Below are 24568 nucleotides of genomic sequence, written 5' to 3'. Positions count from 1 at the left end.
TTATATTTTGCCGACTTTCAGCAAAACCTATCTTGAGCTACAGACCAATCTATTTTTAACAGATCAGGAAAATACACGTTATTTTTTAACGTAAGTTAGCTGGTGTAAAATTGACTTGTATGACTAACAACGATATCAAGCGCATTTCCAGGTTAACGGCAATTACAACACAATTGCAGTCCAAACGTCTTTTAACAGCAAAATCACTATCAGAAAAATTCGGGGTAAGTATCCGAACCATTTACCGCGATGTTAAAGCCCTGGAGCAGGCCGGGATACCAGTGCTTACCTTAGATGGGAAAGGGTATTCCCTGATGGAAGATTACAGGCTTCCCCCAGTCATGCTAACTGAAGGAGAAGCGAATGCTTTAATTACTGCTGAGCAACTGGTATTGAAAAACAAAGATGCCTCCTTTATCAGGGAGTATGAGCAGGCCATTATTAAAATAAAATCTGTACTCAGGAACCAGACAAAAAATAAGGCCAACCTGCTTTCCGAACGCATTCATTTTAGGATTAACCAGGAAAAAGAACAAACCAGCAATTATTTGTCTGATCTTCAGCTTGCATTGACCAACCTGCGATTAGCTCAAATCAATTATACTGATGAATACGAGAACAATACCTTTAGAACCATTGAGCCTTTTGCTTTGTACAGTACCCAGGAAAACTGGCTTATGATAGCGTTTTGTCGCCTAAGGAGTGAGTACCGTGCTTTTAGGCTTGACAGGATTAAAACTTTGAATATACTTTCCGAAACATTCGATACCCATAATATTACACTTGAGCAATATTTTGAAATCTGCCGGCAAAAATATTCTGCTAACCCCTGACATACCCTTGTCAACATGATGAGTGAAATTTGTGGTATAAAATTCTAATACATGGAAAAAATAGAAATTAAACCGTTCAAAGTTATCGGAATTGCGGTAAGAACAACAAATGAAAACAATCAGGCAATAAAGGATATTGGAGCGCTGTGGGATAGGTTTTTGAAGGATGGCATTCATCAGGCAATACCAAACAAAACAGATGATACTATCTATTCTATATACACAGATTATGAAAGCGACCATACCAGGCCTTATACCACAATTTTAGGATGTCAGGTAGGAACTTTAGATAATATTCCGCAAGGAATGACCGGAAAGTTAATTGATGGTGGTAAATATGTGAAATTATCGGCTGTTGGAAACCTTTCTAATGGTGTGGTAGGAGATAAATGGGCCGAAATCTGGAGTATGGACCTAAAAAGGGTTTTTACCAGCGACTTTGAGGTTTATGGAGAAAAGGCAAAAAATCCAAACCAGGCCGAGATTGATTTTTTTATTGCTGTGAAATAATCTGTTTACTAGCGAGATCAAAAACCAAATTCAAGGCTGTATCTATCTCATGACTATAACGGCAGGCCGCAATTTTTTAGAGCGAATGCCTGGTAAAAAAGGGGAACTTTTGTTTCCCTTTCGAACCTTAGGTAAACATCATCCAGACTGTCGGCTTAAATTGATTGGCAATTAAATAGATCATTAATAGTAATATCTTTAATTGTTTACCTTCTCGTATTTATAAACTTGCGTTCTTCCACTGGCATTAAAAATACTATCCTGTTGTTCATTCCTGCGGTGTTCAGTTAAAACAATATAGCTCGAGCTTAAAAATATCGCATCTGGATTTCTGGCAACATTTGGATCCTTGGAGTTGAATACAGCAGGTCCTTCACTTTGGACCCGCGCCCTGTAAAGGTCTCTTTTCCATTTATAAGGTGTAGTATCGTCATCACCCTTTTTTTTACAGCCCAATACCATAATTAATAGCATTGCAACCCAAAAGTTTTTTGCCATATTGTTTTTTTCTTTAAAAGAATAAAAAAAAATGATTTTGCAAAATTCCGCTTTGGTATTTAACAAAAATTAACGAAGAATGATGCGATAGGCCAGCTGCGGGATTGAGCCGGATAGAGCGGCAGTTTGCTGATGTATAAATGCCGATTATATTATCATTTGGAATGTTAGCTGATATTTCTATAAAATAGAACTTTCAATGATTAATTTAGGTGTGAAAATTTTGCACTACAAATGGGTTTAGATATAATATTAATTTGTGGCTTATGAATAAGATCTCCTATTCTCAGGTGCTTTATCTGAGGAGCTTATGTATCTACTTTAGAAAGAAAGAGCGTTGCAAGATATATAGCTAGGCAAATTGTTTTACAAACAAAATAAACTAAAAATAAAACCATGAGAGCAATTAATCCCTGGATCAACTTCAATGGCAATGCCGAAGAAGCATTCACATTTTACAAATCAGTTTTTGGTGGAGAGTTTACAAAAATCACGCGCTTTAAAGACTTATCAGGCCCCGGGTTTGAGGTAGCCGAAGAGGAGGCAAATAAAATAATGTACATCGGCTTGCCACTCGGTAAAAACAATGTATTAATAGCCAACGATATTCCCGGATTTTTAGGGCAGGTAAGCGAAAATGAAAACCGTTCTAAAATATATGTGAATACCGAAAGCCGCGAAGAAGCCGATAAAATATTTAACGGATTATCAGGCGGAGGAGAAGTGGAAGGACCTATTGACGATAGCCCCTGGGGTACTTATGCCGGAATGTTCAGGGATAAATATGGTATTGAGTGGATTATAGAGTTCGACCCGGGCTATGAGGGTTAAGGTCAGTATATGCTTTCGTTTGCGCAGGCGTGTTGTATGTGTAAAACTGTAACTCTCAATCAAAGAAATCGCTCTTTTTGAGGTGTGCTCCAAAAGTTTTTGTTCAATTTTTGGAGTACATCAACTTAATACTACCTATTCTTGTAAATCAAGTATGAGCTTTTTATTACATTGTCTTAAAAAGGGTTTGTGAGCAGTTTGCTGAAAGCTCAATGCAAAGCGAAGAGATCAAATATTCCCTTAAGCGTATGCCCAGTCAATGATCTGTTTAAATGTCTTTTTTACCGCATCCCTGTCTTCCTCCTTTTGAATGTCGATTCCGCAGATAGTACTGCCGTTCATTTGGCTGATCAGGGTCATGTAATAGTTCGCACTGATCAAAATAGCAACCACTGCCCTGAAATTTTTATCCTTATCTTTAAAGTAAGCGTCGGCCAGATTGCTAAAAAAAGATTCAGCTAGTGCCTCCCGATCTTCATTGAGTTCTCTTAAGGGTTTCAGGTTCTCGCAAAGCGCCCAGGTAATGATGCTGCGCATTTCTGCATTTTCCATCAGCGAATCAAGCTGTTTTTCCAGTACATCGTAGGTTGCTGCTTTACCCAGATCTTCGATATTTTCTGGTATAGCCTGTTCGATTTGCTCGGTGTTAGATGCCCAGAAATCCCTGGTGTTTAGGTATTCCTTAACCAATCCTTCCATGCCGCCAAAATAATCGTAGATTAATTTGCGGTCGATTTTAGCTTTTGCTGCAACTTTACTAACATTCAGGCCTTTAAATCCGTCCTTAACCAGGATTTTACCCACTGCTGAGACCATTGCTTTTTTTGTTCTCTCTTTGTTTCTTAAAGGGCCATCAGTAGTTTTCCTGGTCATCGGATTGGTTTATTTCTTGCAATTTGCAATTTTTAAATGATAATTAAATACCCCTGAGCAGTTGTTGATAAAATTGGTAAATTGTAAAGGAACATTAGAAAAGAATATCCGATACAGAATAGTTTGGCATATATTTTCAGGAAGATAATAGTATCTCCCATGGGGGTAATTTATTAATCTTTTTTAAGCACTGGTTTCCAGCCTGTATCCTTTGCTACGTATAACAACAATTTTAATATTCGGATCGAATTCCAGTTTTTTTCTGAGCTTTGATATGAACATATCCAAACTACGCCCTACAATAACACCTTCATCTTCCCATATTTCTTTTTGCAGGCGGCTTCGCGCTATAGTCTCGTTAGGAGACAATGCAAAAATAAGCAGCAAACGTGTTTCAGTTCCAGTCAGGTTTATCGTCTTTTCATTTATTGTCAGTTTATGGTTCTTTGCATCAAACAAAAATGATCCTAAAGCTAAGATGTCAGTATTTTGATCGTTACCAGGTAAAGTCCTTCGTGGTTTAACCGATTTCAAAAAAATAAAGCCAATAAATGCTAAAAATGGCAGGCTACCCAAAAGATATCCATTCTTTCCGGTATTTATGCCAATCGGTTTAAATTTTACGTTAACCATGTAGCGTCCTTTAGGCTGCAGCCTTCCCTTACATGCTACAATATCATCATTTTTATTTTTGGAGATAGCATATCCATAAACTATGCTTGAGCTGCCACTATTCTGAATATTGACAATATAATCACTCGCGAATGGGGCTTTGGCCAACAAACGCCGTGTGGTATTCACCAGGGAGTCAGTTCTAAAAGTAAGCTCGTTTTCAAACCTGATCTGGTACTCATTTTTGGCGATCTTTTTTACCGGGAGTACCCTCGATGTGCTATCGCCCGACTGTAAGAGTAGTTCATGCCCGAGCTTGCGGAGCAAAACCTCTCTTCTGGCCATATCAAAGTCGTTACTGCCAGTCATACCAGAAGCTGCACCGATTATGGTAATAAACACGAGTAATACCAATCCGCAGAGGTACTTTCTTTTCCCCGAGAGGATATTTTGGTTAAGCTGCATATTGTCAGGTTTTTATTTACAAAGTTTACATTTTTATTTGAAAATTTGTTGATTTACTGAATTTGTAATTTGATAACTTTAATCCGACTGCCTGTGTAATTGTAAAGAGATCATTTTAATTTGCGCTATTCAGCTTATTTTATAGTCGAGAGATTTGATATAAAAGGCTAACGCAAGCTATATAACCTGTATTTGTAAAAAAAACAACTACAGGTAGCGTATTAAACAACCAGAAGTTGCTGTACTTCTAGCGATTTGGCTATTGAGGTAGATTATCTTTGAGTCTTTAAAAGATTATTAAAAGCAGTATTATGGAAATGAAGATGATCGGTAATAAAATATCCGAAGCAAGAAAAAAACTCAATAAGTCGCAGGCAGAACTAGCACAGCAATTATTTATCAGCCCACAGGCTGTTGGTAAGTGGGAGCGTGGCGAGTCGATTCCCGACCTGATTACATTTAACAGGCTTGCAAAGGTGTTTGGTGTAGACCTGAATTATTTTTCTGAGGATTTTGCGTCTGACGGAGAGACGAAGCAGACCGAAAGCCCCGGCTCTCCCGGCTTGACTGATGCCCACGACCTGGTTAGTTTTAGTGGGAGCAACCTGCCTGATAGTGACTTTTCGGAGATTATTGCACATAAAAGAAAGTTTAAAGGAAGTGCCTTGCGAGGTTCTAATTTTTCTAAGGCAGACTTGACTGGTAGTTCCTTTATTGCCAGTGATTTGCGCGAGGCCAATTTTGATGGTGCAAATTTGAAGGATTGTGTATTTGCTGCCGTAGATCTGGCAGATGCAAGTTTCAATGGCACCAGTTTAACAGGTACCGAATTTAGCAGGTCGGGTTTGATGGGGACAAGATTTATCGGCGCTAATTTAACTGGTACCAAGCTAGGTAAGACCGATCTCAGAACAACACTATTTGAAAATTGCGTTTTTGAAGGGTGGATTTCAAATATTCAGATCTGAGCGGTGTATGTTTTGATGATCAGGTTTTTACCGGAGTAAAATTTAACAATACTGCTTTACATGAAACCTCGTTCAAAGGAGCTACATTACGGAATGTATCTTTTCGTGCCCAGTATGCGTTGACGAATAAATATTACCGTGTGCTCAAAACCATCTGCTTTAATGGCGCAGCAATGGATAAATTAACTTATGCTGCTTTAAAAGGTGTAGGAGTGGATTTGTCAGGAGTGAGGATAATCTAAAACAAACAAGATGACAAAATTACATTCCGGATTATTGTTTAGGCCAGATCTTAGCGTTAATCGAATTTTGAAAGATTTGAGGACAGAAAAAAATGCCGAAACTTTCCTAATTTTAAGCAGAACAAAATTATCGGAATGAGAAAGCTGATTTATGGCATTAACATCACTTTAGATGGCTGTTGTGATCATACCAAATTTACAGGTGGCGACGAAATTTAAGACTATTTTAGGGAACTACTGGAAAGTGTTGATCTGGTAATTTACGGCCGGAAAACCTACGAACTTATGGTACCTTTTTGGCCTGGGATTGCACAAAATCAATCGATGGGCCGAGCTGCCAATGCATTTGCCAAAGTGTTTTCAGTTTTAGATCGGGTAATGGTTTCGCGTACTTTAAAAGAGGTAGACGACAGGCAAACCACAATTATTGGCGATAACCTGAAAGAAGAAATACTCAAACTAAAGCAGCAACCTGGCAAAGCAATTTCTACCGGAGGGGTTGAGTTACCTGCACGGTTAATTGAGCTGGGCTTGGTAGATGAGTTTCATCTGGTTGTGCACCCGCTAATGGTTGGGCAAGGGAGACGTTTGTTTGCTGAAATGCAATTGCCTGTGCATCTGGGGTTAAATCTTGCAGGCACGCAAACTTTGAGTAATGGTTGCGTGGTGTTGCGGTACGAAAGGATTTGAATGATGATATGAGTAAGGCAGCTGCTGCGGGCGTTGGCGCTTGTACCAGTTTGGACAAAGCTGTAACAATAATATGAATTAATTATATTTGAGGGTACAATGAACTGCTAACTGTAATGTTGTGGCCGAATGTTCGGGCAAAATATACACGCAGCAAATAAAATTTAAAATCGTTGTTATTCAAATCACTCAAACAAGCAGATTTTTGTAATTATGGAAGTTAACGCCATCTCATGGTCCATGGTCTTATGGACATTGTTTAATACGGTATTTTTAATTTATATATTGTTCTTAATTATCAGGTTTTTAAGAAGAAAAAGGTAAAATGTTAAGCATCTTCAGGAAAACTAAAACCTGAAGGCTTAATACATTTTTGATTCGTGGTTTAATGATTAATCAGAAACTGAAAAGTTTAATAAAGTATAAGCCCTAATAACAATCCGGATCACTAAGGACATTAGGAGTTGATTAAGATTTACATAGTAATTTATGTTTTCAAAAAAGGTATTTAAACCTGAAGAACTAATATTTGGAGGAATAGCTATCTCATCACTTATAGTAGAAACAAAATCTGTTGTTCCGGCACTTGTATCTTGTTATTTATTAGCTTTTTATTATTTTGTTTTTTGCTGGTATCTTTTTGCTGTTAAAAATGAAAAAAGGATATTTCGATCAATATCTTTTGGCATTTTGCATGCTTTAATCTGGTTCATTATTGGTTCGTGTTCAATTAAAATGTTTGGCGAACTGGATTGGTTTTTCTATTTGATAGAAGCTATTTTGCTTTTAACAATGGGACTATATCTGTTTTTAAGTAGAAAAAAGAATAGCAATGTTTTTACTTCAGCCAATTGTTGCAGAATTTCTATTATTATTTGCATTAATATTTTTATTCTCATTTTTAAATAAAAAAAGCTTATCCTAACATAAGCCAGGCTACTGCTAAAACCTTAGTCGAAGCACATATTCTGTATTGCGAACGGAAGAAGATGCTTCGCTGCTCCATTAATGACAGACCCATCAGAAGAATCGTCATTTCGACTGAAGCCAACCGGTTTTTCACCAGTAGTGGAACGGAGAAATCTATAAAGACAGATTTCTCGACTACGCTGCACTTCGCTCGAAATGACGACCTTGAATGGGCTGTTATTCATATTGATTTTTATGAAATAAATTGACCCTCAGCATTGACAATTCCCTTAGATGTCTTAGGTGGTAAAAAATAAACCCTGCTATTTAACCATGTAAGTCATATTAACATATTGAAGCTTAAATGTCGTATCTGGTTAAAAATTAACAGCACTCTGCTTATTTGGTGCATGTCTGTACATAATGCCAATATCATTTAAAAACTTGGCAAAATCGTTAAACAAACTGCGCAAATAAATGTGTTCCTTGAAGTCCCGAATCTACACCAGATTTAGGACAACACACACAAATTAACCAAATATGCTAATCAAGAAGAAACACAGCGTTTTAATGCTGGGTACCATAGCCCTTTTATACAATTGGGGCTTGCTGGTACATGCCCAGCAGACCAATGCAAATAAACTTTCCGGCCAGGTAAACCAAAAGATAATAGCCGCTAAACAAGCCAAAGCCGATGCAGAATTCTTTACCAAAAAGAAGCAGCTGCTTACCGCTACCTGGAATGCGCCTTTCAGTTATAACAGCATTAAAACCAATAATGCACCCATAGGACCATACATGGGCAATGGCGATGTCGGTGTGGTTTCCCACACAGCAGAGAACAGCCAGACCTTTCACCTCTCGAAGGTAGATTTTGTAACCGATGGCTGGAGCGACTGGGCAGGTAACGGGCCCGCAGCATTGCCAGTAGGTGGTGTACAAATTACTGTGAATTCGCCTGCTATTGCTACAGGTTTTAATTACCAGATGGACCAGCTAGGAAACGAATTGCGCATGGCTACAGCCACAGTCCAACCTGTAAACATGAAAAGCTGGATGGCCGTAAACGAAAATATTATAGTTACCGAGCTTACTACCACTTCAAAAATACCTGTGAGTATATCGGTAGAAACATTTGCCGATACTGCTACAGCAACCTATGCAACCCATGCCGCAATTAACAATCAGGTAGGGCAGGTTACACGTCAAACCAAAACAACCGATGTAAGGTGGATTTCGAAAGCAGGTGTATCTACCCGCATTGTTGGCGCAACTGCTGTATTAAGTTTGGGTTCTAAATCAAAGGTTAATACCTTCTTTGTACTTACCAATACCAAACCCGTATTTGTAATTACCTACCTTTCTGGAGGCGGAAAAAACAATGATGCTAAGCTAGCTGGGGCTTACGCACGGTTAAAATCGATCAATAATACAGGCATTAATACCCTAAAAGCAGCCAAAACTGCCTGGTGGAAAGATATGTGGAGCAGATCTTATGTAGAAACGAACGACGATTTGCTCAACAGGCATTACCTCTCGTCTATTTATTTTCTGGCATCGGCTTACAATGAGCACTCGCCGGCCTGTGGCGGCATGTATGGGGTTTGGAACATGGACGATAAAATGATGTACCATGGCGATATCCACTTAAACTACAACAGCCAGGCAGGTTTTTACAGTGTGTTTTCGGCCAACAGACCCGAAATTGCCAAACCTTTTTACAATTTCATCGAATCTATTGTGCCCGATGGAAAAAGGCGTGCCCAAACCGATCTGGGCAGTGTTCATCAATCGCTGGCAGGTAAATCGGCACGGGGTGTGCTCTTTCTGGTAGGCGGATTAGGTATAGGCGTACCCTATAATTATTATTGGCAGCAAACCATGAATGCACCTTTCAATGTGCCGCTTTTCAGCTGGTATTACGAATATACCGGCGATCTCGATTTCCTGAAAAAACGGGCCTATCCCTTTATCCGCGAATGTGGCGACTTTTATGAAGACTACCTCACTAAAGAAGCTTACGGCGATTCTTACCGTTACTCCATCACCACCGGTGCACACGAAAGCAGCTGGGATTTAAATCCACCGTCCGATTTAGGCTTTGTAGCACAGACCTTTAGTTTACTCCTTAAATACAGTAAGCAATTGAATGTAGATGCCAATCGCAGGGCATTATGGACCGATATTCTTACGCACCTGCCCAAATATAAAGTAATACAACCCACTAAAACACCTAATAAAGGCTTGCCTGTTTTTGCCAAGAACGAAGCCGGCTGGGATTTACCCAATCACATGATCCAAATGCATCCGGTATATCCCTGCGAAGTACTCAATTTGCTTTCGAACCCCGATACCTTGCAGATTGCCAAAAATACGGTTGAGTATTATGAGGTTTCGCAAAATGGTTTCCTGGGCTCTATGAATGCCTTGGGCTTAAGCGGGTTTATTATGGCCGCCCGGGTGGGCTTTAATCCCGATATCATTATCGAAAACCTGAAAGCACAGGTTGGCAGGGCTAAGGCCAATTTTTTAATTAACGATGGGCATCACGGTGCAGAGAAAACTACCTTGATCGAAACCATTAATTCCATGATGCTGCAAAACCTCGATAGTACTTTATATTTATTTCCGAACTGGATTAAGCAGGAGGCATCATTTACCCGTTTGCGTACAAAAGGGGCTTTCCTGGTTTCGGCCAGTTATGATGGTACGCAGGTTTCGAAGCTCGAAATAAGCAGCGAAAGAGGTACCCGGTGCTACATTGATAACCCCTGGAAAGGAGACGACATCCGCGTTACCGAAAATGGGAAGCCAATAGCTGTAAGCCATGTTGGCAACCGGTATAGCTTTGCAACAAAACCCGGAGGTATTTACATGCTTCAGCAGTTAAAATTAAATTAAAAGCATTGATGTTCAGGTGTCAACAGTTATTCCGAAAAATTGATTAAAATTGTGTTACGAGTGTTAGCACTTGTAAATAATAAAAACTAAACCAAATAAAACCAAACTTATGAGTAAAATTCAAACGACCAAATTATTTTGGTCAAGCTGCCTTGCGCTATTGGTCACCTCGCTATCGTTCGGTATCCGTGCCGGAATGATGAACCAACTGGGAATTGATTTTCAGTTAAGTGCAACACAACTGGGCACCATTACCGCAACCGCTTTCTGGGGATTCCCGCTGGCCATTGTAATCGGTGGATTTATTGTTGATATTATCGGGATGAAACGGTTGCTCGTATTGGCCTTTCTGTTTCACCTTTCGGGCATTATACTAACTGTTTATGCACAGGGCTACTGGACATTGTTTTTTTCTACCCTGCTTATTGGTATTGCCAATGGTTTGGTAGAAGCAGCATGTAACCCGCTGGTGGCAACACTATATCCTGAGAACAAAACCACGCGCTTAAATCACTTTCATTTATGGTTTCCGGGTGGTATTGTAATCGGTACCTTATTGGTTACTTTCTTTACGCAAATTGGCCTGGGCTGGAAAATACAGGTGGCCATGATGCTTATTCCAACCTTAATTTATGGTTACCTGTTTTCGAAACTCGATTTCCCTGTAACCGAGCGGGTATCATCAGGCTACTCGAGCAAGGATATGTATAAAGCAGTAGTATCGCCATTGTTTATTTTCATGTTTATCTGCATGTTTGGCACCGCCATTACCGAATTATTTACCGGTCAATGGATTGGATTGCTACTTAAAAACGTAACCAGCAATGCCATTTTATTGCTTACACTTACTACAGGTATTATGGTAATTGGCAGGGGCTTTGCCGAGCCGGTAGTTAAGAAACTTGCACCACAAGGCGTGCTGTTGCTTTCGGCAATATTTGCCGCCACAGGGCTTTATTTGCTAAGCACGCTAACCGGAAATGCCATTTTTTTCGCAGCCATTATTTTTGGTATTGGTGTTTGTTATTTCTGGCCTACCATGATTGGTTTTGTGGCCGAAAATATCCCGCAATCGGGTGCGTTAGGCTTAAACCTAATGGGTGGCGCAGGAATGTTCGCCGTATCAGTATATACCATTTTTATGGGCAGTTTTTACGACGGGCTGATTGTTAAACACCTGCCACAGGGAGCTGATTTAGGAACTTATTTTAAAGCTGCCGGCGACACTGAGCAAGGGCTGGCACTGAGCGAAGCCAAAAAACTGGCCGGACCTGAAGTTTTACAGGCTACGCTTACCATTCCAATTATACTTATTGTAGCCTTTGGCTTATTGGTAATTTATATGCGCGCCCGAAAAAGCAAACAAGTAGCCAATTTAAATACGACTGTATAAGGTTGTGTAATCCCTTGCGGAGTCGTCATTTCGAGCGAAGTGCAGCGTAGTCGAGAAATCTGTCTCTATAGATTTCTCCCCGTCTGTAAGGGCAGGCGTTCCACCATCGGTGAAAAACCTGCTGGCTTCAGTCGAAATGACGACTCTTCTATTGGATCTATCAATAATAGCCTGTCGAAGGACCTGCCTTAATACCTTACGAAGCATTTCAACGCTTTGACAGGCTCAGTGTGATAGATTTCCAGTGTATGCAACCTTTATCTATACACTAGCTAATTAAAAGCTCACTCCGGCAAGTCAAATCACATTAGAAAAAGGCAATAAAACCACAAATACCAATAACCCTGCTATGCGCATAAAGCACATTTTTTTTACCCTGATACTATGGGGAATCTTTTTCTCCCTTAACGCTCAACAAAAAATTAAAGTAGCCTGTATTGGGAACAGTATTACCTATGGTATGGGGCTCGCTAACCGCGAAAAAGGCAGTTACCCTGCACAACTGCAAAGCATGTTGGGCAATAATTATCAGGTCATGAATTTTGGTCATAGTGGCGCTACCTTGTTAAAAAACACCGCTAACAGTTACTGGAAAACAAAGGCCTACGCCGATGCCTTAAAAAGCGAACCCAATATTGTGCTCATCAAATTAGGAACCAACGACAGTAAGGGTCAGTATAGAAACAGATATGGGGAGTTTGATAGTACGTATAAAGCGATGATTAACAGTTTTAGGCAATTGCCTGGTAAACCACGCATTATTTTAGTTGCGCCGGTAGCTACATTTAATGCCGATACCAGTTCTATTTCAGATCGTGTGCTGGTAAATCGCATTATTCCAATGATACAGCAGGTAGCTTTTGACGAAAAACTAGTGCTCATTAATCTACACCCCCTGTTTGTAGATAAGGAAGAACTGTTTCCGGATAAAATTCATCCATCAGCAGCAGGCGCAACCATTATTGCATCACGTTTATACGAAACCATAACACAAAAGGGAACAGAAAATTTCGACATTTATACTAAAATAAAAGCAGAGCAGAACATCACCAGTTTTTATGGTTTTGAGTGTGCCAGTTTTAAGTTTAATGGCCGCGATTGTAAGGTGGTTAAACCAAAAATAGTGGCAAAAGGGCATCCCTGGGTGTGGCGTGCACGTTTCTGGGGTCACGAACCACAAACTGATGTCTCGCTGCTCGAACGTGGTTTTCATGTTGTTTACTGTGATGTTGCCGAGCTTTTTGGCAATGCCGAAGCCATTACATTGTGGAACAGGTTTTATGCACTGATGAGGCAGGGCGGAATGAATAAAAAAGTAGCTTTAGAAGGTATGAGCCGTGGCGGTGTTTATGTGTACAACTGGGCGTTGGCCAATCCGGATAAAGTGGCCTGTATTTATGCAGATGCACCTGTTCTCGATTTAAAAAGCTGGCCCGGAGGTAAGGGTAAAGGCCCGGGGAGTAAAACCGATTGGGAAATTTTTAAAAAGGATTACCAGCTAAACGATGAAGAAGCCAATCGCTTTAATCAAAACCCCATAGATAATGCCGCAAAAATTGCCCGGCTCGGCTTCCCGATGTTGCATGTAGTTGGCGATGTAGATAATGTGGTGCCAATTGCTGAAAATACAACACCATTCGAAAAAATAGTACGCGAAAACGGTGGAGATATTAAGGTAATCCACAAACCAAATGTGAACCACCACCCACATAGTTTACCAAATCCTACGCCCATTACAGATTTTATTTTGAGGGCAACAGGGCAGAAGGTTACCTTTGCACCTTCCAATGAAATGTTGAAGCAGAAATAAAATGATTTGTTGGTTTAAAGGATATATTTCCTTTTGCCCGTTTTTTTTGGTATTTCGCTAGCTTTTTATTGTATTCGTAGTTTCTAAGACATAAATTTGAAAGAGAAACATGGATATATACAGGGATTATAGTGATCAGGAGCTTTGCTCACTTCTTAAAGAAGGAGATCGCCCGGCCTATATCGAAATTTATAAGCGTTACAATAGCCTGTTGTTTCTATATGCATACAAAAAACTTCGAAATAGGGAAGAAGCTAAAGACGCGGTGCAAGAAGTATTTATTCAGCTATGGAACCGCCACCTGCACCTGTCATTTAATAGCTCATTAGCAGGATATCTTTATCAGTCTGTTCGTAACCGGGCACTCAATATATTTGCACACCAGCAGATTGAACAAAAATACATCGATTCTTTAAACGATTTTCTGGGTACCCATGCCTCAGATACCGATTACCTGATCAGGGAAAAAGAAATTGCGGCACTAATTGATAACGAAATCAATGCGCTTCCTCCTAAAATGCGCCAGGTATTTTTGTTAAGCCGTAAAGAACATAAAACTTATAAAGAAATCGCAGCCGAGATGAATATCTCAGAGGATACCGTAAATACCCAAATGAAAAGGGCACTGAAAACTATGAGAGACAAATTAGGCCCTCTTTTTATCCTGTTAGGCTTCTTTTACTAAAATTTATTCTATTTCTTGTTTGTGTTTAATGTGTTGATATGCAGTGTTTTGTGTTTGAGTTGGTGTTTTTGTTAGAAAAAAATAAAAACCTTGTCACTGTATAGCTTCCCTTAACTGTCATGGATATAATTAGCGCCAAAACAAACCACCATGAATAACGCCGAAAAACTATTAGCGAAATATAAAACCGGGCAATGCTCCGACGCAGAAATATTAATACTACAAAACTGGTTTCATCATTTACATGAAACGGAAGATATAAAGTTAGGAGATGAAGATTTTGAACAGGTAGAAAAGGAGATGTGGAATGTGATTGCAGCAGAAGCACCAGGTACTAAGGTTGTACACGTGGCTAATTTCCGTTTCAGGTATTGGGCGGCGGCAGCATTTGTAGCCGCACTTGGAGGATTGTTTTTTTATAAAATGTATTTGCAGCAGAGCAGTATCGGAGCTACTAGCAATACTATTAAGCCTGGCGAGCAAACGGCAACACTTATTTTAGCTAATGGCAAAAAAATTATGCTGTCAAATACTTTAAATAACAATGCCATAACCGAACATGGTGTACGGATAACCAAAACAGCAGATGGGAAGTTGATGTATAACATTATAGGAAACGCGGCCGATACCAGCGTTTACAACACCTTATCGACAGCAAAAGGACAGCAATACAGTGTGGTGCTACCAGATGGATCGTTGGTTTACCTCAATGCATCATCATCCATTACTTATTCTACAGGCTTGAACCACACTGCCCGAAGGAAGATTAAATTAGTTGGAGAGGCTTATTTTGAGGTTGCGAAAAACAAGAAGCATCCATTTGAAGTTTTTAGCGGAAATCAAAAGGTAGAAGTACTGGGTACACATTTTAACATTAATAGCTATAACGATGAACCCGCTACAAAAACAACACTGCTTGAAGGTAGCGTAAAAGTTTCTCCGATTGCCGAACAAGCAAATCAGTATAAGGTGCTGGTTCCGGGAGAGCAGGCCGTATTAAGCAACGGTATAATTCGGGTAGAAACAGTGAACCCCGAAGAGGCAATATATTGGAAAGATAACAAATTCAGTTTCCATAGCGAAGATATAGAAACCGTTATGCGTGAAGTATCCAGGTGGTACAACGTAGATGTTGTTTATCAGGATGATGTTAAACACGTAAAAGTAAGCGGCTCTGTTTCGCGCTTTGCAGATATAACCATGTTGCTTGATAAACTGGAAAAAACAGGCTTATTGAAATTTACGATACAGGGCAAAAATATTATCGTATCAAAAGCCTAGCAAATTATAATCAATTAATTAGAACCATAAACTAAACTAAACCAAACAGATGAAGAAAAATCTACAACCAAAGAGCTGACTCAGCTTATAGGAGAGGTACCATAAAGCGTAGAGGTGTTCTAGCCCCTCTACGCAAATGCCTGGGTACCATCCTGAACGGGAAATAATCCCGAAAAGACCGACTGAATATCAATCTTGAACCTAAACCCAAACCCTACAAAAGTATGAATAAATCTACTTTTAACCTAGGTGTGCCGTTTAACCGGCTGCGCCCTAAAATTTTCATGGCTATGAAAATAACTACTTTTCTGGTTTTAGCCATCTGTATGCAGGTAAGTGCCAGCACATTTGGCCAAAGTATAACGCTCTCCCAAAAAAACGTTTCTTTAATTGAAACACTTAAGAAAATAAAGCAACTCTCTGGTTACGATGTACTTTATGGCGATGAAATTTTGCCAAAAGCCAAAAACGTAAGTTTAAAACTGTCTAATGTAACACTGGATGCCGCATTGGAAGAAATTTTTAAAGGGCAAGACCTTACTTACTCTATTAGCGATAAAACCATTGTGATTAAGAAAAAAGAGCTTGATTTTTTAGACCGGCTCATCAATCGCATCAGTGCTATCGAAATTAGAGGGAAGGTGGTAGACGAAAAAGGATTACCCATGAGCAGTGTGAGCATTAAAACCAAAAATGGTGGAAAAGCTGTTTATACCAATAGCGAAGGTACCTTTGCCATTAATGTAGAAAACGAAGATGTTGTACTTGTTTTCTCGTACGTAGGCTATGCCACCAGAGAGCTTAATGCCAGAAACAACATGACAGTTGTTATGCAGCCAGATGTTTCTAACCTGGAACAGGTAGTTGTAACTGGTTATACCCAGAAAAAAGCATCAGAACTTACCGGCAGTGTGCAGAGCATTAGCGGTGAAACATTGCGTAATGGCGTATCAACAGTAAACGGGTTGGCCATGTTGAAAGGTGTAGCAGCAGGCTTATACATTGTAGAACAAGGTGGTAGTGTAGCCAACCGCGGTCAGGTGGTTTTACGTGGGCAGAGCAGCTTTAATGATGCTTCTAATACTAACTACGGCCCGCTTATTGTGATAGATGGGGTAATTACCAATGCTGCAAACCTGCAGGATATTATTGATCCCCAGGATATTGAAAGCATCAACATTTTAAGAGATGCTGCCTCTACCGCAATTTATGGTTCGAGGGCAGCGCAGGGGGTAATTGTGGTGGTAACCAAGCGCGGTAATGTTGGCAAAACGAAAATAAATTTTGGGGTGAATTACGGAAAGGTACAAAATAACCGTGCCATCCGGTTTATGAATACCGCAGAAGCTACTACCCATATTACCAAATACATGCAAGCATTGTATAATGGCACGGCATCTTTAAGAACCACCTATCCCACCTTTAATCAGTATTTTAATACCACCCGCATTTTTTCTGATGCAGATTTGGCTGTAGATACCGAATGGGATAACAAGGCCTTTTTTACGGATGGTAATCAGCGCGATATTAATCTCTCTGTTTCCAGCGGAACCGATAAAACTAAATTCTACACTGCGTTAAACTGGAATAAACAGGATGGCACCCTGCTGGATGATGGAGTAAACCGTAAATCTCTCCGGGTTAATGTCGATCAAAAGATTACAGATAAACTTACTTTCAGTTTAAATACCAATGCCATCTTAGATAATTATACTTCAACCAATAGCGAAAGTCAGTATTATCTGTTTCAGCCCTGGGTTTCGCCAAATTATGCCAATGGCGCTTTGGCCGATTCGATTTCTAATTATACCTATAGGGCAACAGGTGCGCGTTTAACACAGTATTACGATAATCCATTATACTCACATGAGTACAATACGGTAAAAACAAGCCGCTTAAATTTATTGGGAACAGGTATTTTAAAATATGCCATTACACCGTGGTTATCAGTACAATCTGCTAACTCTATCAATTATAATAACAACAGCGTAAACGGTTATAAAGATCCGCGGACTTATAGAGGAAGGTATGATGGAGCTGCATCTAATCGGATTTATGTGAATGGAGCCTTAACCCTTAACGATACCAAGAGCACGTATTTCTTAACTTCGAACTTAATTAATTTTAACAAGACTTTAGGAGATCACCAGCTTTCGGCAATTATTGGTCAGGAATATTCGCGTACCCATTCCGAAAATGTATCGATATCGGCTTACAATAGCCCATATCCCGGCGAACGTAATTTGGGCGCATTTTTAACCTATGGTACCTGGATTAATAAGTTAACCGGTACACCGGCAATCCCTTCATCAACAGCACCAATAGATAAAGCTTCTTTCTCGGTTTTTAGTGAAATTAATGATAGCTATAAATCGCGTTATTTTGCTTCAGCCTCTATCAGGAGAGATGGATCTACTAATTTTGGGATTAACAACCGCAATGGTACTTTTTACGCAGTAAGCGGGGGCTGGTTAATTAGTGGCGAAGAATTTATGCGGGGTGCCAAAGTGATCAGCAATCTGAAGCTGCGGGCCTCTTATGGTACATCGGGAAGAGAAGCAGGAGCCGACTACCTGAATTTTACCACTTACAGCGATGCGGTATTTTACAATACCACTACTACTTCGGGCTCTACTATTAACCGCTTAGGAAATGATAATATTACCTGGGAAACTACCTATGCGACCAATTTAGGATTGGATATCGGATTATTTAAAAGAGTTAATTTAAGTATCGATTTCTACAATAAAGACAGTAAAAACCTGCTTCAGAATGTGCCATTGCCGAGTTATGTGGGCTTTAGCTCGCAATACCGTAACGTAGGCGAAATCAGAAACAGAGGGATCGATTTACAGTTGAATACAGAGAATATCCGTTCAAAAGATTTCAGCTGGTCCATGAATTTCAATATCAGTTTTAATAAAAATAAACTGGTTTCCATTAAAGGCGATTCGCTAATTGATGGTTACAGTGGATCTTACTACCGCTATATTGGCGATGACATTAACACCTTAAAAGCCATTAAATATGTTGGCGTAAACCCGGCAAATGGACGGCCACAGTTTGAACGTTTGTTGGCTAATGGGCAAATACAGATTGTAGATAGTATTGCGCTTGTTAAGGCCGATCGTTTACGTGGTTTTCAGAATATCGGTTCGGCAACCCCTAAATTTTTTGGTGGCTGGACCAACAATTTTCGCTACAAGAATTTTAATCTGAGTCTTTTGTTCAATTTCTCTTACGGAAACAAAATCATGAACAATGCTGTAAGAAGCTTTGTTGACCCTACAGCCTGGCAGGCAGGCTTTAATATTCCGCAACCCAATAGTGCCATTCGTTTTTGGCAGGGGCCTGGCGATACCGATGCCAATTATCCAAACTTCTACGATCTGGCTTTCAGTCAACGTGGCGGTATTAACATCAATTCCTCTCTGCTCTATGTAGATGCCAGCTATGCCCGTTTGCGTAACGTTCGCTTCGGCTATGATGTACCTGCTTTGGCTTTAAAGAAAATACACCTCGCTTCGCTTAACGTTTATGCAAGTATGGATAATGTATTTGTAATTAAATCAAAAGATTTGTTTGCATCAGACCCCGAAGGAGCAACTATTGGCGGCACATCCAATGCCTACAGCGGTACAGGCGTGGCCAGTGGTATGCCCAGAAGGTTTGTTGTGGGTTTAACCGCCGGGTTTTAATTATTGATTCCATATTAACTTAAGCACAATACAATGAAAACAAAAATATTTAATATAGGATGTATTGGGGTATTGCTAATGATAGGTACTCTATCTGCCTGCAAAAAGCAGTTAGATAGTCTTGCTCCCCATAATGTAAACTTCGAAAATCAGCAGTTTGGATCGCCTAATGGCTATACAAAAGCTACCATTGGCAATTATACAGCCTTATACACAAGCTATGAAACGCCCTGGTTTAATATTAGCGAATATCGTGGTAACAACGTAAAGGTTATTGATGTTACTTCTACCAGTAGCGCTGCCGATTTACAAAACACGGATGCTTTTAAATACAATAACTCCGAATCTAAAGATTTTGGCCTGTCTGATGCCTTTTGGTTTGCCTCTTATAAAGCGCTACTGGGAGTAAATGTAGTCCTTAAAAACGTATCGGCTACCGAAACCAATAATGTGATTTTACAGGCAAAGGCAGAAAACCTGTTTTTAAGAGCTTTTATCAATTTTAACCTGCTCCGTGTTTACGGCCGGCCATATTACCAGAGTCCGGCTACCAATTTAGGCATTCCGATTATTACAGCGCCTCTAGATCTGACTGCAACACCGCCGGCAAGAGCTTCAGTGCAGGCCTCTTACGATCAGGTGATTGCAGATTTAAACCAGTCTATTGCTACCTTTAAATCAAAAGGTGTAAATAGTTTTGCTTCTAAATATGGTGCATTTGCCTTGCTCTCGAGGGTATACCTTTATATGAGTGGTACTTTTGATCAGCCAAATGCCAATTACGCCAGGCTATCTGCGCAAGCAGCCGATTCTGTTATCCTAAACGGAGGTTATCGCTTACTGCAAGGTACAGCATATTCCAATTACTATGCAGCAAGTAATCAGCTAAATACCGAAACCATTTGGGCAATTAACCACGAAGCCAGTACCTCTAATCTGCCAATTTTGTTAATGCAGCCTCAGGGAACTTACGTAGGGCTTTATACAACCGGGCAGATTAAACCTTCGCCTGATTTGTTGGGTAAACTGGCTGCTACCGATTTGAGAAAGAATTTTTACTTTACAGATCTCTATCCAGGCAATACTACCGATGTATTAAGCACCAACAAATACAGTTATCGTTTCTTCAATGGAGTTAACGGCGTGTACTATTCCTATGCTGCTTTTAATCATTTAAGGCTGGCAGAAGTTTACCTGAACAGGGCAGAGGCGAGGCTAAAAGCGGGAGACACAGGTGGTGCACTGGCCGATTTAAATGTAATTCATACCCGTGCCGGATTAACAGCCCTTGTTGGTTTATCAGGTCAGGCCCTGTTTGATGCTATTTTATTAGAGCGAAGATTAGAGCTGGCTTTCGAAGGACATAACAGTTACGATTACTTTAGAAATGGCCTTCCGATGGTGCGGAATTATAGTTCCTTTAATTCGCCACCATTAACTGTTAACCCAACTGATGCCAAAGTGGTGATGCGAATTTCTCAGCTCGTTTTAACCGAAAATCCAAACATTATTCAAAACCAGCAATAAACTACCCATATGAAAAGATATATTTTATTTATGGCAACACTGCTTGCCGTATTCAGTGTACAGGCACAGCAAAAATTTACCCTCAAAGGCCAGATAAATGGCAAAGAAACCGGGATGTTGAAATTAAGGTACACCCAGCCTGATGGTCAGGTAGTTCAGGATAGCGCCGCCATAACCGGAGGGAAGTTCGAATTTAAAGGTACACTAACCGAACCCTTAATGGCATATATTATGGGCAATGTAAAAAGGCAATCGATGGATGACCCTAATTTGGGTTCTTTATTTTTAGCTCCGGGAGAGTTAAAACTGCTCTTAACCGAAGGAGAATTTAAAGATCTGAAATTAACCGGCTCCAAACCTCACGATGAGTATAAAGCAGTAGAGCAATTGAAAGCTCCAATTGGCGAAGAAACCAAGCCCATTTTAGCTAAGCTCCAAAAAGCCAGCGATGCTTATGTACAGGCTAAAAAAGAAAACCGACCCGATGCAGAGCAGGATGCCTTAAGAGAAAAAGCTGCTGAAATCAGAGATGAGCTCGAGCCATTTAATTTAAAAAGGGATAAAATTGATCTTGATTTTATTAGCCACAATCCCAATTCCTATTATGCAGCATTTTTGCTTGGTTTCAAAATATCTGGTTTAAAACTGGCAGACGCTAAAAAATATTACGAAGCTTTTAGCCCTGCAGTTAAAACGAGTAGCTATGGTAAAAAGATGCTAAAAGAAGTTCAGAGCCTTCAATCAGGTTCTCCGGGTAGCACTGCATTTGGTTTCGCTAAAAAAGACATCAACGGACAAGATTTAAGCCTGGCTGATTTTAAGGGAAAGAAATACGTATTGCTCGATTTTTGGGCGAGCTGGTGTGTGCCTTGCCGTAAAGGTAATCCACACTTACTTTCACTATATAGTAAGTACAAAGATAAAGGCCTGGAAATTATCGGTGTTGCAGACGATGACAGTGCCCAGGCTGCCTGGAAGAGGGCAGTAGAGCAAGATAAGATCGGTGTTTGGAAACATATATTGCGCGGTTTAAAACGTACACCAACCGGCTTTGACCGATCAGAAGATACGAGCGATGGTTACGGAATCCATACGCTCCCAACCAAAATATTAATTGATAAGAATGGGATTATTGTTGGGCGCTACGGTGGTGGCGGAGAAAGTGATGAAGAAATGGATAAAAAATTAGCCAGTATTTTTAACTAATCATATTAAATAAGATGAATACAATACTAAAGAAAATAAATTTATCGCTGTTTGGTGTATTGTGCCTATGCATGTCGCTAAAGGCTCAGTCTCCAGCCGGATATATATTGAAAGGTACTACCCACGGAATTAAAAACGGGAAAGTTTACCTTTCCAGATATAATGAAGAAGATAGGACTTCTACCAATATTGATAGTACGAATGTAATAAACGGTGCTTTCATTTTTAAAGGTAAACTGGCCAGTGCAGAACAGCTGGGCCTAAACATAAAACCCGGTAACTGGTCTGCTAACCTTTTTTTAGAGAATGGTACAGTTAACATCAGTATCGATACAGCTGGAGCTGATCATTACGATTATACCAAATATGGACAGGGAAAAGGCGCACGCTTAAAAAAGGTAATAGTTAAAGGATCCAGAAGTCAGGATCAGCTGGATGCACTTGAAAACAATCCTGCACTTGCAGAAACCAAATCGAAAAGAGAAGCCCTGGATAAGCAATACACTGCCGAAAAGAACGCAGAGAAAAAGGAAGCACTAAAAGCTGCTATCGGCAAATTAACCGAAGAACACAATGCCATTCAATTTAAGCTAATCAATCAATTTATAAGTCAGAACCCATCTGCGGTATCAGGAGTATATGCTTTTGGTAATTACTATAAATTTAATTCCACTATGCCCGTTGCAACTTTAAGCAACACAATTCAACAATTTAAAGGAGAAGCTAAAACCAGTAGTTATTACATTTCGCTTGCCAAACAACTTAAAGATAGGGAGGCACTTTTGCCAGGTAACATTGCGCCCGATTTCACTTTATTGAAAAGAGACAGTACCAAATTATCGCTTTCTGATTTGAGTGGAAAATATGTGATGATAGATTTCTGGGCAAGTTGGTGTAAGCCCTGTAGAGAAGCTATTCCGCACTGGAAACAGGTTTATGAAAAATACCACAACAAAGGTTTTGAAATATTAAGCGTATCAGATGATAGCAAGTGGAACGATTGGATTAAAGCAATGGATATTGAGCAGATGCCATGGCCACAGGTTATAGATGAATTTCCTAAAAAGATGATGCCTGCAAGAGTTGGAAGCATGTACCAGGTACATTTTATCCCATTCTATGTGTTGTTAGATAAAGAAGGAAAAATACTGGTTTATGGCGACGATGAAAAAATAATTGATGCGAAACTCGCAGCCCTTCTGGGAAGTTAACAATAGCAAACTGGTCTTAGCATTTAGCTGAGGCCAGTTTGTGTTTTTATAGTTGTTTACCAACAGAAAAAATACCAATAAAAATGTCGCAATTCAGTGTAGATTTTAAATCTTTGTATATGCTAAAGATATCTATAAAAACATTTTTAATTGCGCTCAATGTGCTATTATTCAACACCATTGTTTCTGCACAGCATGTAGTAGAACCTGCCAATAATCCGGCAGAATGGTCAAAACCTTACCAGCCTTTTCGCATTGCAGGTAACCTGTATTATGTAGGCACTTACGATCTGGCCTGCTACCTCATTACCACACCAAAAGGGCACATCCTCATAAATACCGGATTGGCTAATTCGGCCAGTCAGATTAAAGCCAACGTAGAGGCGCTGGGTTTTAAGTTTGCCGATATTAAAATACTTTCTACAACACAGGCACATTTCGACCACATGGGTGCTATGGGTACCATTAAAAAACAAACTGGGGCTAAACTGGTAATCGATGCAAAAGATGCCGATGTGATGGCAAGTGGTGGCCGTACCGATTATGCACTTGGCGGAAAAGTAAGTTCTTACGCTCCGCTAAAGGCCGATCGGCTTTTAAAAAATGGCGATTCGGTTAAATTGGGTAATATGGCTTTAGTACTGTTGCACCACCCCGGCCATACCAAAGGCTCGTGCAGTTTTTTGTTTAATGTTAAAGACGGTAAAAAAACATACCGCGTACTAATTGCCAATATGCCAACCATTGTAACCCACGAAAGGTTTGATCAGATCAGCACATATCCGGAAATAGCCAAAGATTACGCCTATACACTTGGTGCCATGAAAAAGCTTTCGTTCGATATCTGGTTGTCATCACACGCCAGTCAGTTTAACCTGCACACCAAACACCAACCCGGCGATGCCTATAATCCTGCTGCATTTATCGATAGAAAAGGTTACGATCAAACACTAGCCGATTTGCAAAAAGAATACAACAAGAAGATTAATAGTAAGTAAGTAAGTAAGTAAGTAAGTAAGTAAGTAAGTAAGTAAGTAAGTAAGTAAGTAAGTAAGTAAGTAAGTATTGAATGATTTAATTTTGAATGAGTGAATGTTTATAGCGTAGTGCCTATTCCTTCATTCAAAATTCAATCATTCTTAAATAGTGTGTCATTCTGAGCCTGTCGAAGAACTTTCGTTCATCTGTATTAGGTAACTTCTAAATCGGATTAATGATTGAATATTTTTAGCACGATGCCCATTCCCTCATTCAAGATTCAATCATGCTAACATTATTAACAAACGCTGTTTAGTGAACGTTTGCGTAATATAAAGAAGCCAAGCCCACCCATAATGAGAATTAATATGGGCAAATCAGTGTCCAATGGGCAAGCAATATAAGTTATTATTGAAAAAAGGTACCCTCTGGGATAGTCTATCCCCG

19 protein-coding genes and 1 pseudogene are annotated in these 24568 nt (G+C 39.8%); 17 read left to right on the top strand and 3 right to left on the bottom strand.

All coding sequences use genetic code 11. The features are described from left to right. Positions 1-119 precede the first annotated feature (119 nt). Positions 120-833: a YafY family protein gene (locus G7074_RS00195; protein WP_124558621.1), complete on the top strand. Its 714-nt coding sequence runs from the start codon at positions 120-122 to the stop codon at positions 831-833. 51 nt (positions 834-884) lie between these two features. Next, on the top strand, positions 885-1343 hold the full coding sequence (locus G7074_RS00190) for a GyrI-like domain-containing protein (RefSeq protein ID WP_124558620.1): 459 nt from the start codon (positions 885-887) through the stop codon (positions 1341-1343). A 198-nt stretch (positions 1344-1541) separates the two neighbouring features. On the opposite strand, the gene G7074_RS00185 is transcribed toward G7074_RS00190, so the two are convergent. After that, positions 1542-1841: a hypothetical protein gene (locus G7074_RS00185; RefSeq protein WP_166205967.1), complete on the bottom strand. Its 300-nt coding sequence runs from the start codon at positions 1839-1841 to the stop codon at positions 1542-1544. 396 nt (positions 1842-2237) lie between these two features. On the opposite strand from G7074_RS00185, the gene G7074_RS00180 reads away from it, so the two are divergent. Next, complete coding sequence (locus G7074_RS00180; RefSeq protein ID WP_166205964.1) at positions 2238-2672, top strand: VOC family protein; 435 nt, start codon at positions 2238-2240, stop codon at positions 2670-2672. Positions 2673-2912: 240 nt separating this feature from the next. Here G7074_RS00180 and G7074_RS00175 read toward each other — a convergent pair whose 3' ends face one another. Beyond that, a complete protein-coding gene (locus G7074_RS00175) occupies positions 2913-3545 on the bottom strand; it encodes a TetR/AcrR family transcriptional regulator (RefSeq protein ID WP_124558617.1) in 633 nt (210 codons plus the stop codon). 183 nt (positions 3546-3728) lie between these two features. Then, on the bottom strand, positions 3729-4622 hold the full coding sequence (locus G7074_RS00170; protein ID WP_124558616.1) for a winged helix-turn-helix domain-containing protein: 894 nt from the start codon (positions 4620-4622) through the stop codon (positions 3729-3731). A gap of 311 nt (positions 4623-4933) precedes the next feature. Between G7074_RS00170 and G7074_RS00165 the strand changes: the two genes are divergently transcribed. From G7074_RS00165 to bla, 14 genes and pseudogenes are all read left to right on the top strand, one after another. Then, positions 4934-5590, top strand: a complete 657-nt coding sequence (locus tag G7074_RS00165) for a pentapeptide repeat-containing protein (protein WP_240916420.1) — start codon at positions 4934-4936, stop codon at positions 5588-5590. Next, positions 5566-5832, top strand: coding sequence for a pentapeptide repeat-containing protein (locus tag G7074_RS26435; RefSeq protein ID WP_205944128.1), 267 nt, complete (start codon positions 5566-5568; stop codon positions 5830-5832). The genes G7074_RS00165 and G7074_RS26435 overlap by 25 nt, the downstream gene beginning before the upstream one ends. 234 nt (positions 5833-6066) lie before the next feature. Beyond that, positions 6067-6522, top strand: a pseudogene (locus tag G7074_RS00160) (dihydrofolate reductase family protein); the annotation flags it as partial. Positions 6523-7011: 489 nt separating this feature from the next. After that, positions 7012-7431, top strand: coding sequence for a hypothetical protein (locus G7074_RS00155; RefSeq protein WP_124558613.1), 420 nt, complete (start codon positions 7012-7014; stop codon positions 7429-7431). A gap of 540 nt (positions 7432-7971) precedes the next feature. Then, positions 7972-10332, top strand: coding sequence for a glycoside hydrolase family 95-like protein (locus G7074_RS00150; protein WP_166205961.1), 2361 nt, complete (start codon positions 7972-7974; stop codon positions 10330-10332). Positions 10333-10441: 109 nt separating this feature from the next. After that, positions 10442-11725 (top strand): sugar MFS transporter, encoded by a 1284-nt coding sequence (locus G7074_RS00145; RefSeq protein WP_124558611.1) that lies wholly within the window; start codon positions 10442-10444, stop codon positions 11723-11725. A 349-nt stretch (positions 11726-12074) separates the two neighbouring features. After that, the gene (locus tag G7074_RS00140; RefSeq protein ID WP_124558610.1) at positions 12075-13535 is read left to right on the top strand and encodes a GDSL-type esterase/lipase family protein; all 1461 of its coding nucleotides are present in this window, start codon (positions 12075-12077) and stop codon (positions 13533-13535) included. A 109-nt stretch (positions 13536-13644) separates the two neighbouring features. Further along, positions 13645-14220 (top strand): RNA polymerase sigma factor, encoded by a 576-nt coding sequence (locus G7074_RS00135; protein ID WP_124558609.1) that lies wholly within the window; start codon positions 13645-13647, stop codon positions 14218-14220. Between the two features lie 150 nt (positions 14221-14370). Continuing rightward, a complete protein-coding gene (locus tag G7074_RS00130) occupies positions 14371-15501 on the top strand; it encodes a FecR family protein (protein ID WP_124558608.1) in 1131 nt (376 codons plus the stop codon). A 224-nt stretch (positions 15502-15725) separates the two neighbouring features. Then, a complete protein-coding gene (locus tag G7074_RS00125) occupies positions 15726-19199 on the top strand; it encodes a SusC/RagA family TonB-linked outer membrane protein (protein ID WP_166205958.1) in 3474 nt (1157 codons plus the stop codon). Positions 19200-19232: 33 nt separating this feature from the next. Beyond that, complete coding sequence (locus G7074_RS00120) at positions 19233-20726, top strand: RagB/SusD family nutrient uptake outer membrane protein (protein ID WP_166205955.1); 1494 nt, start codon at positions 19233-19235, stop codon at positions 20724-20726. 9 nt (positions 20727-20735) lie between these two features. Further along, entirely contained in the window at positions 20736-21932 is a 1197-nt protein-coding gene (locus tag G7074_RS00115) for a TlpA disulfide reductase family protein (protein ID WP_166205952.1), read from the top strand. Positions 21933-21946: 14 nt separating this feature from the next. After that, positions 21947-23143 carry a TlpA disulfide reductase family protein gene (locus G7074_RS00110; protein ID WP_166205949.1) on the top strand — a complete coding sequence of 399 codons (1197 nt, stop codon included), beginning with the start codon at positions 21947-21949 and terminating at the stop codon, positions 23141-23143. Positions 23144-23277: 134 nt separating this feature from the next. Further along, positions 23278-24141, top strand: a complete 864-nt coding sequence (gene bla, locus G7074_RS00105; protein WP_370526658.1) for a subclass B3 metallo-beta-lactamase — start codon at positions 23278-23280, stop codon at positions 24139-24141. The last annotated feature ends 427 nt before the right edge of the window (positions 24142-24568 follow it).

It is taken from the genome of Pedobacter sp. HDW13 (genome assembly GCF_011303555.1).
GTDB lineage: Bacteria > Bacteroidota > Bacteroidia > Sphingobacteriales > Sphingobacteriaceae > Pedobacter.
This window is presented reverse-complemented; position numbering and strand designations above follow the sequence as displayed.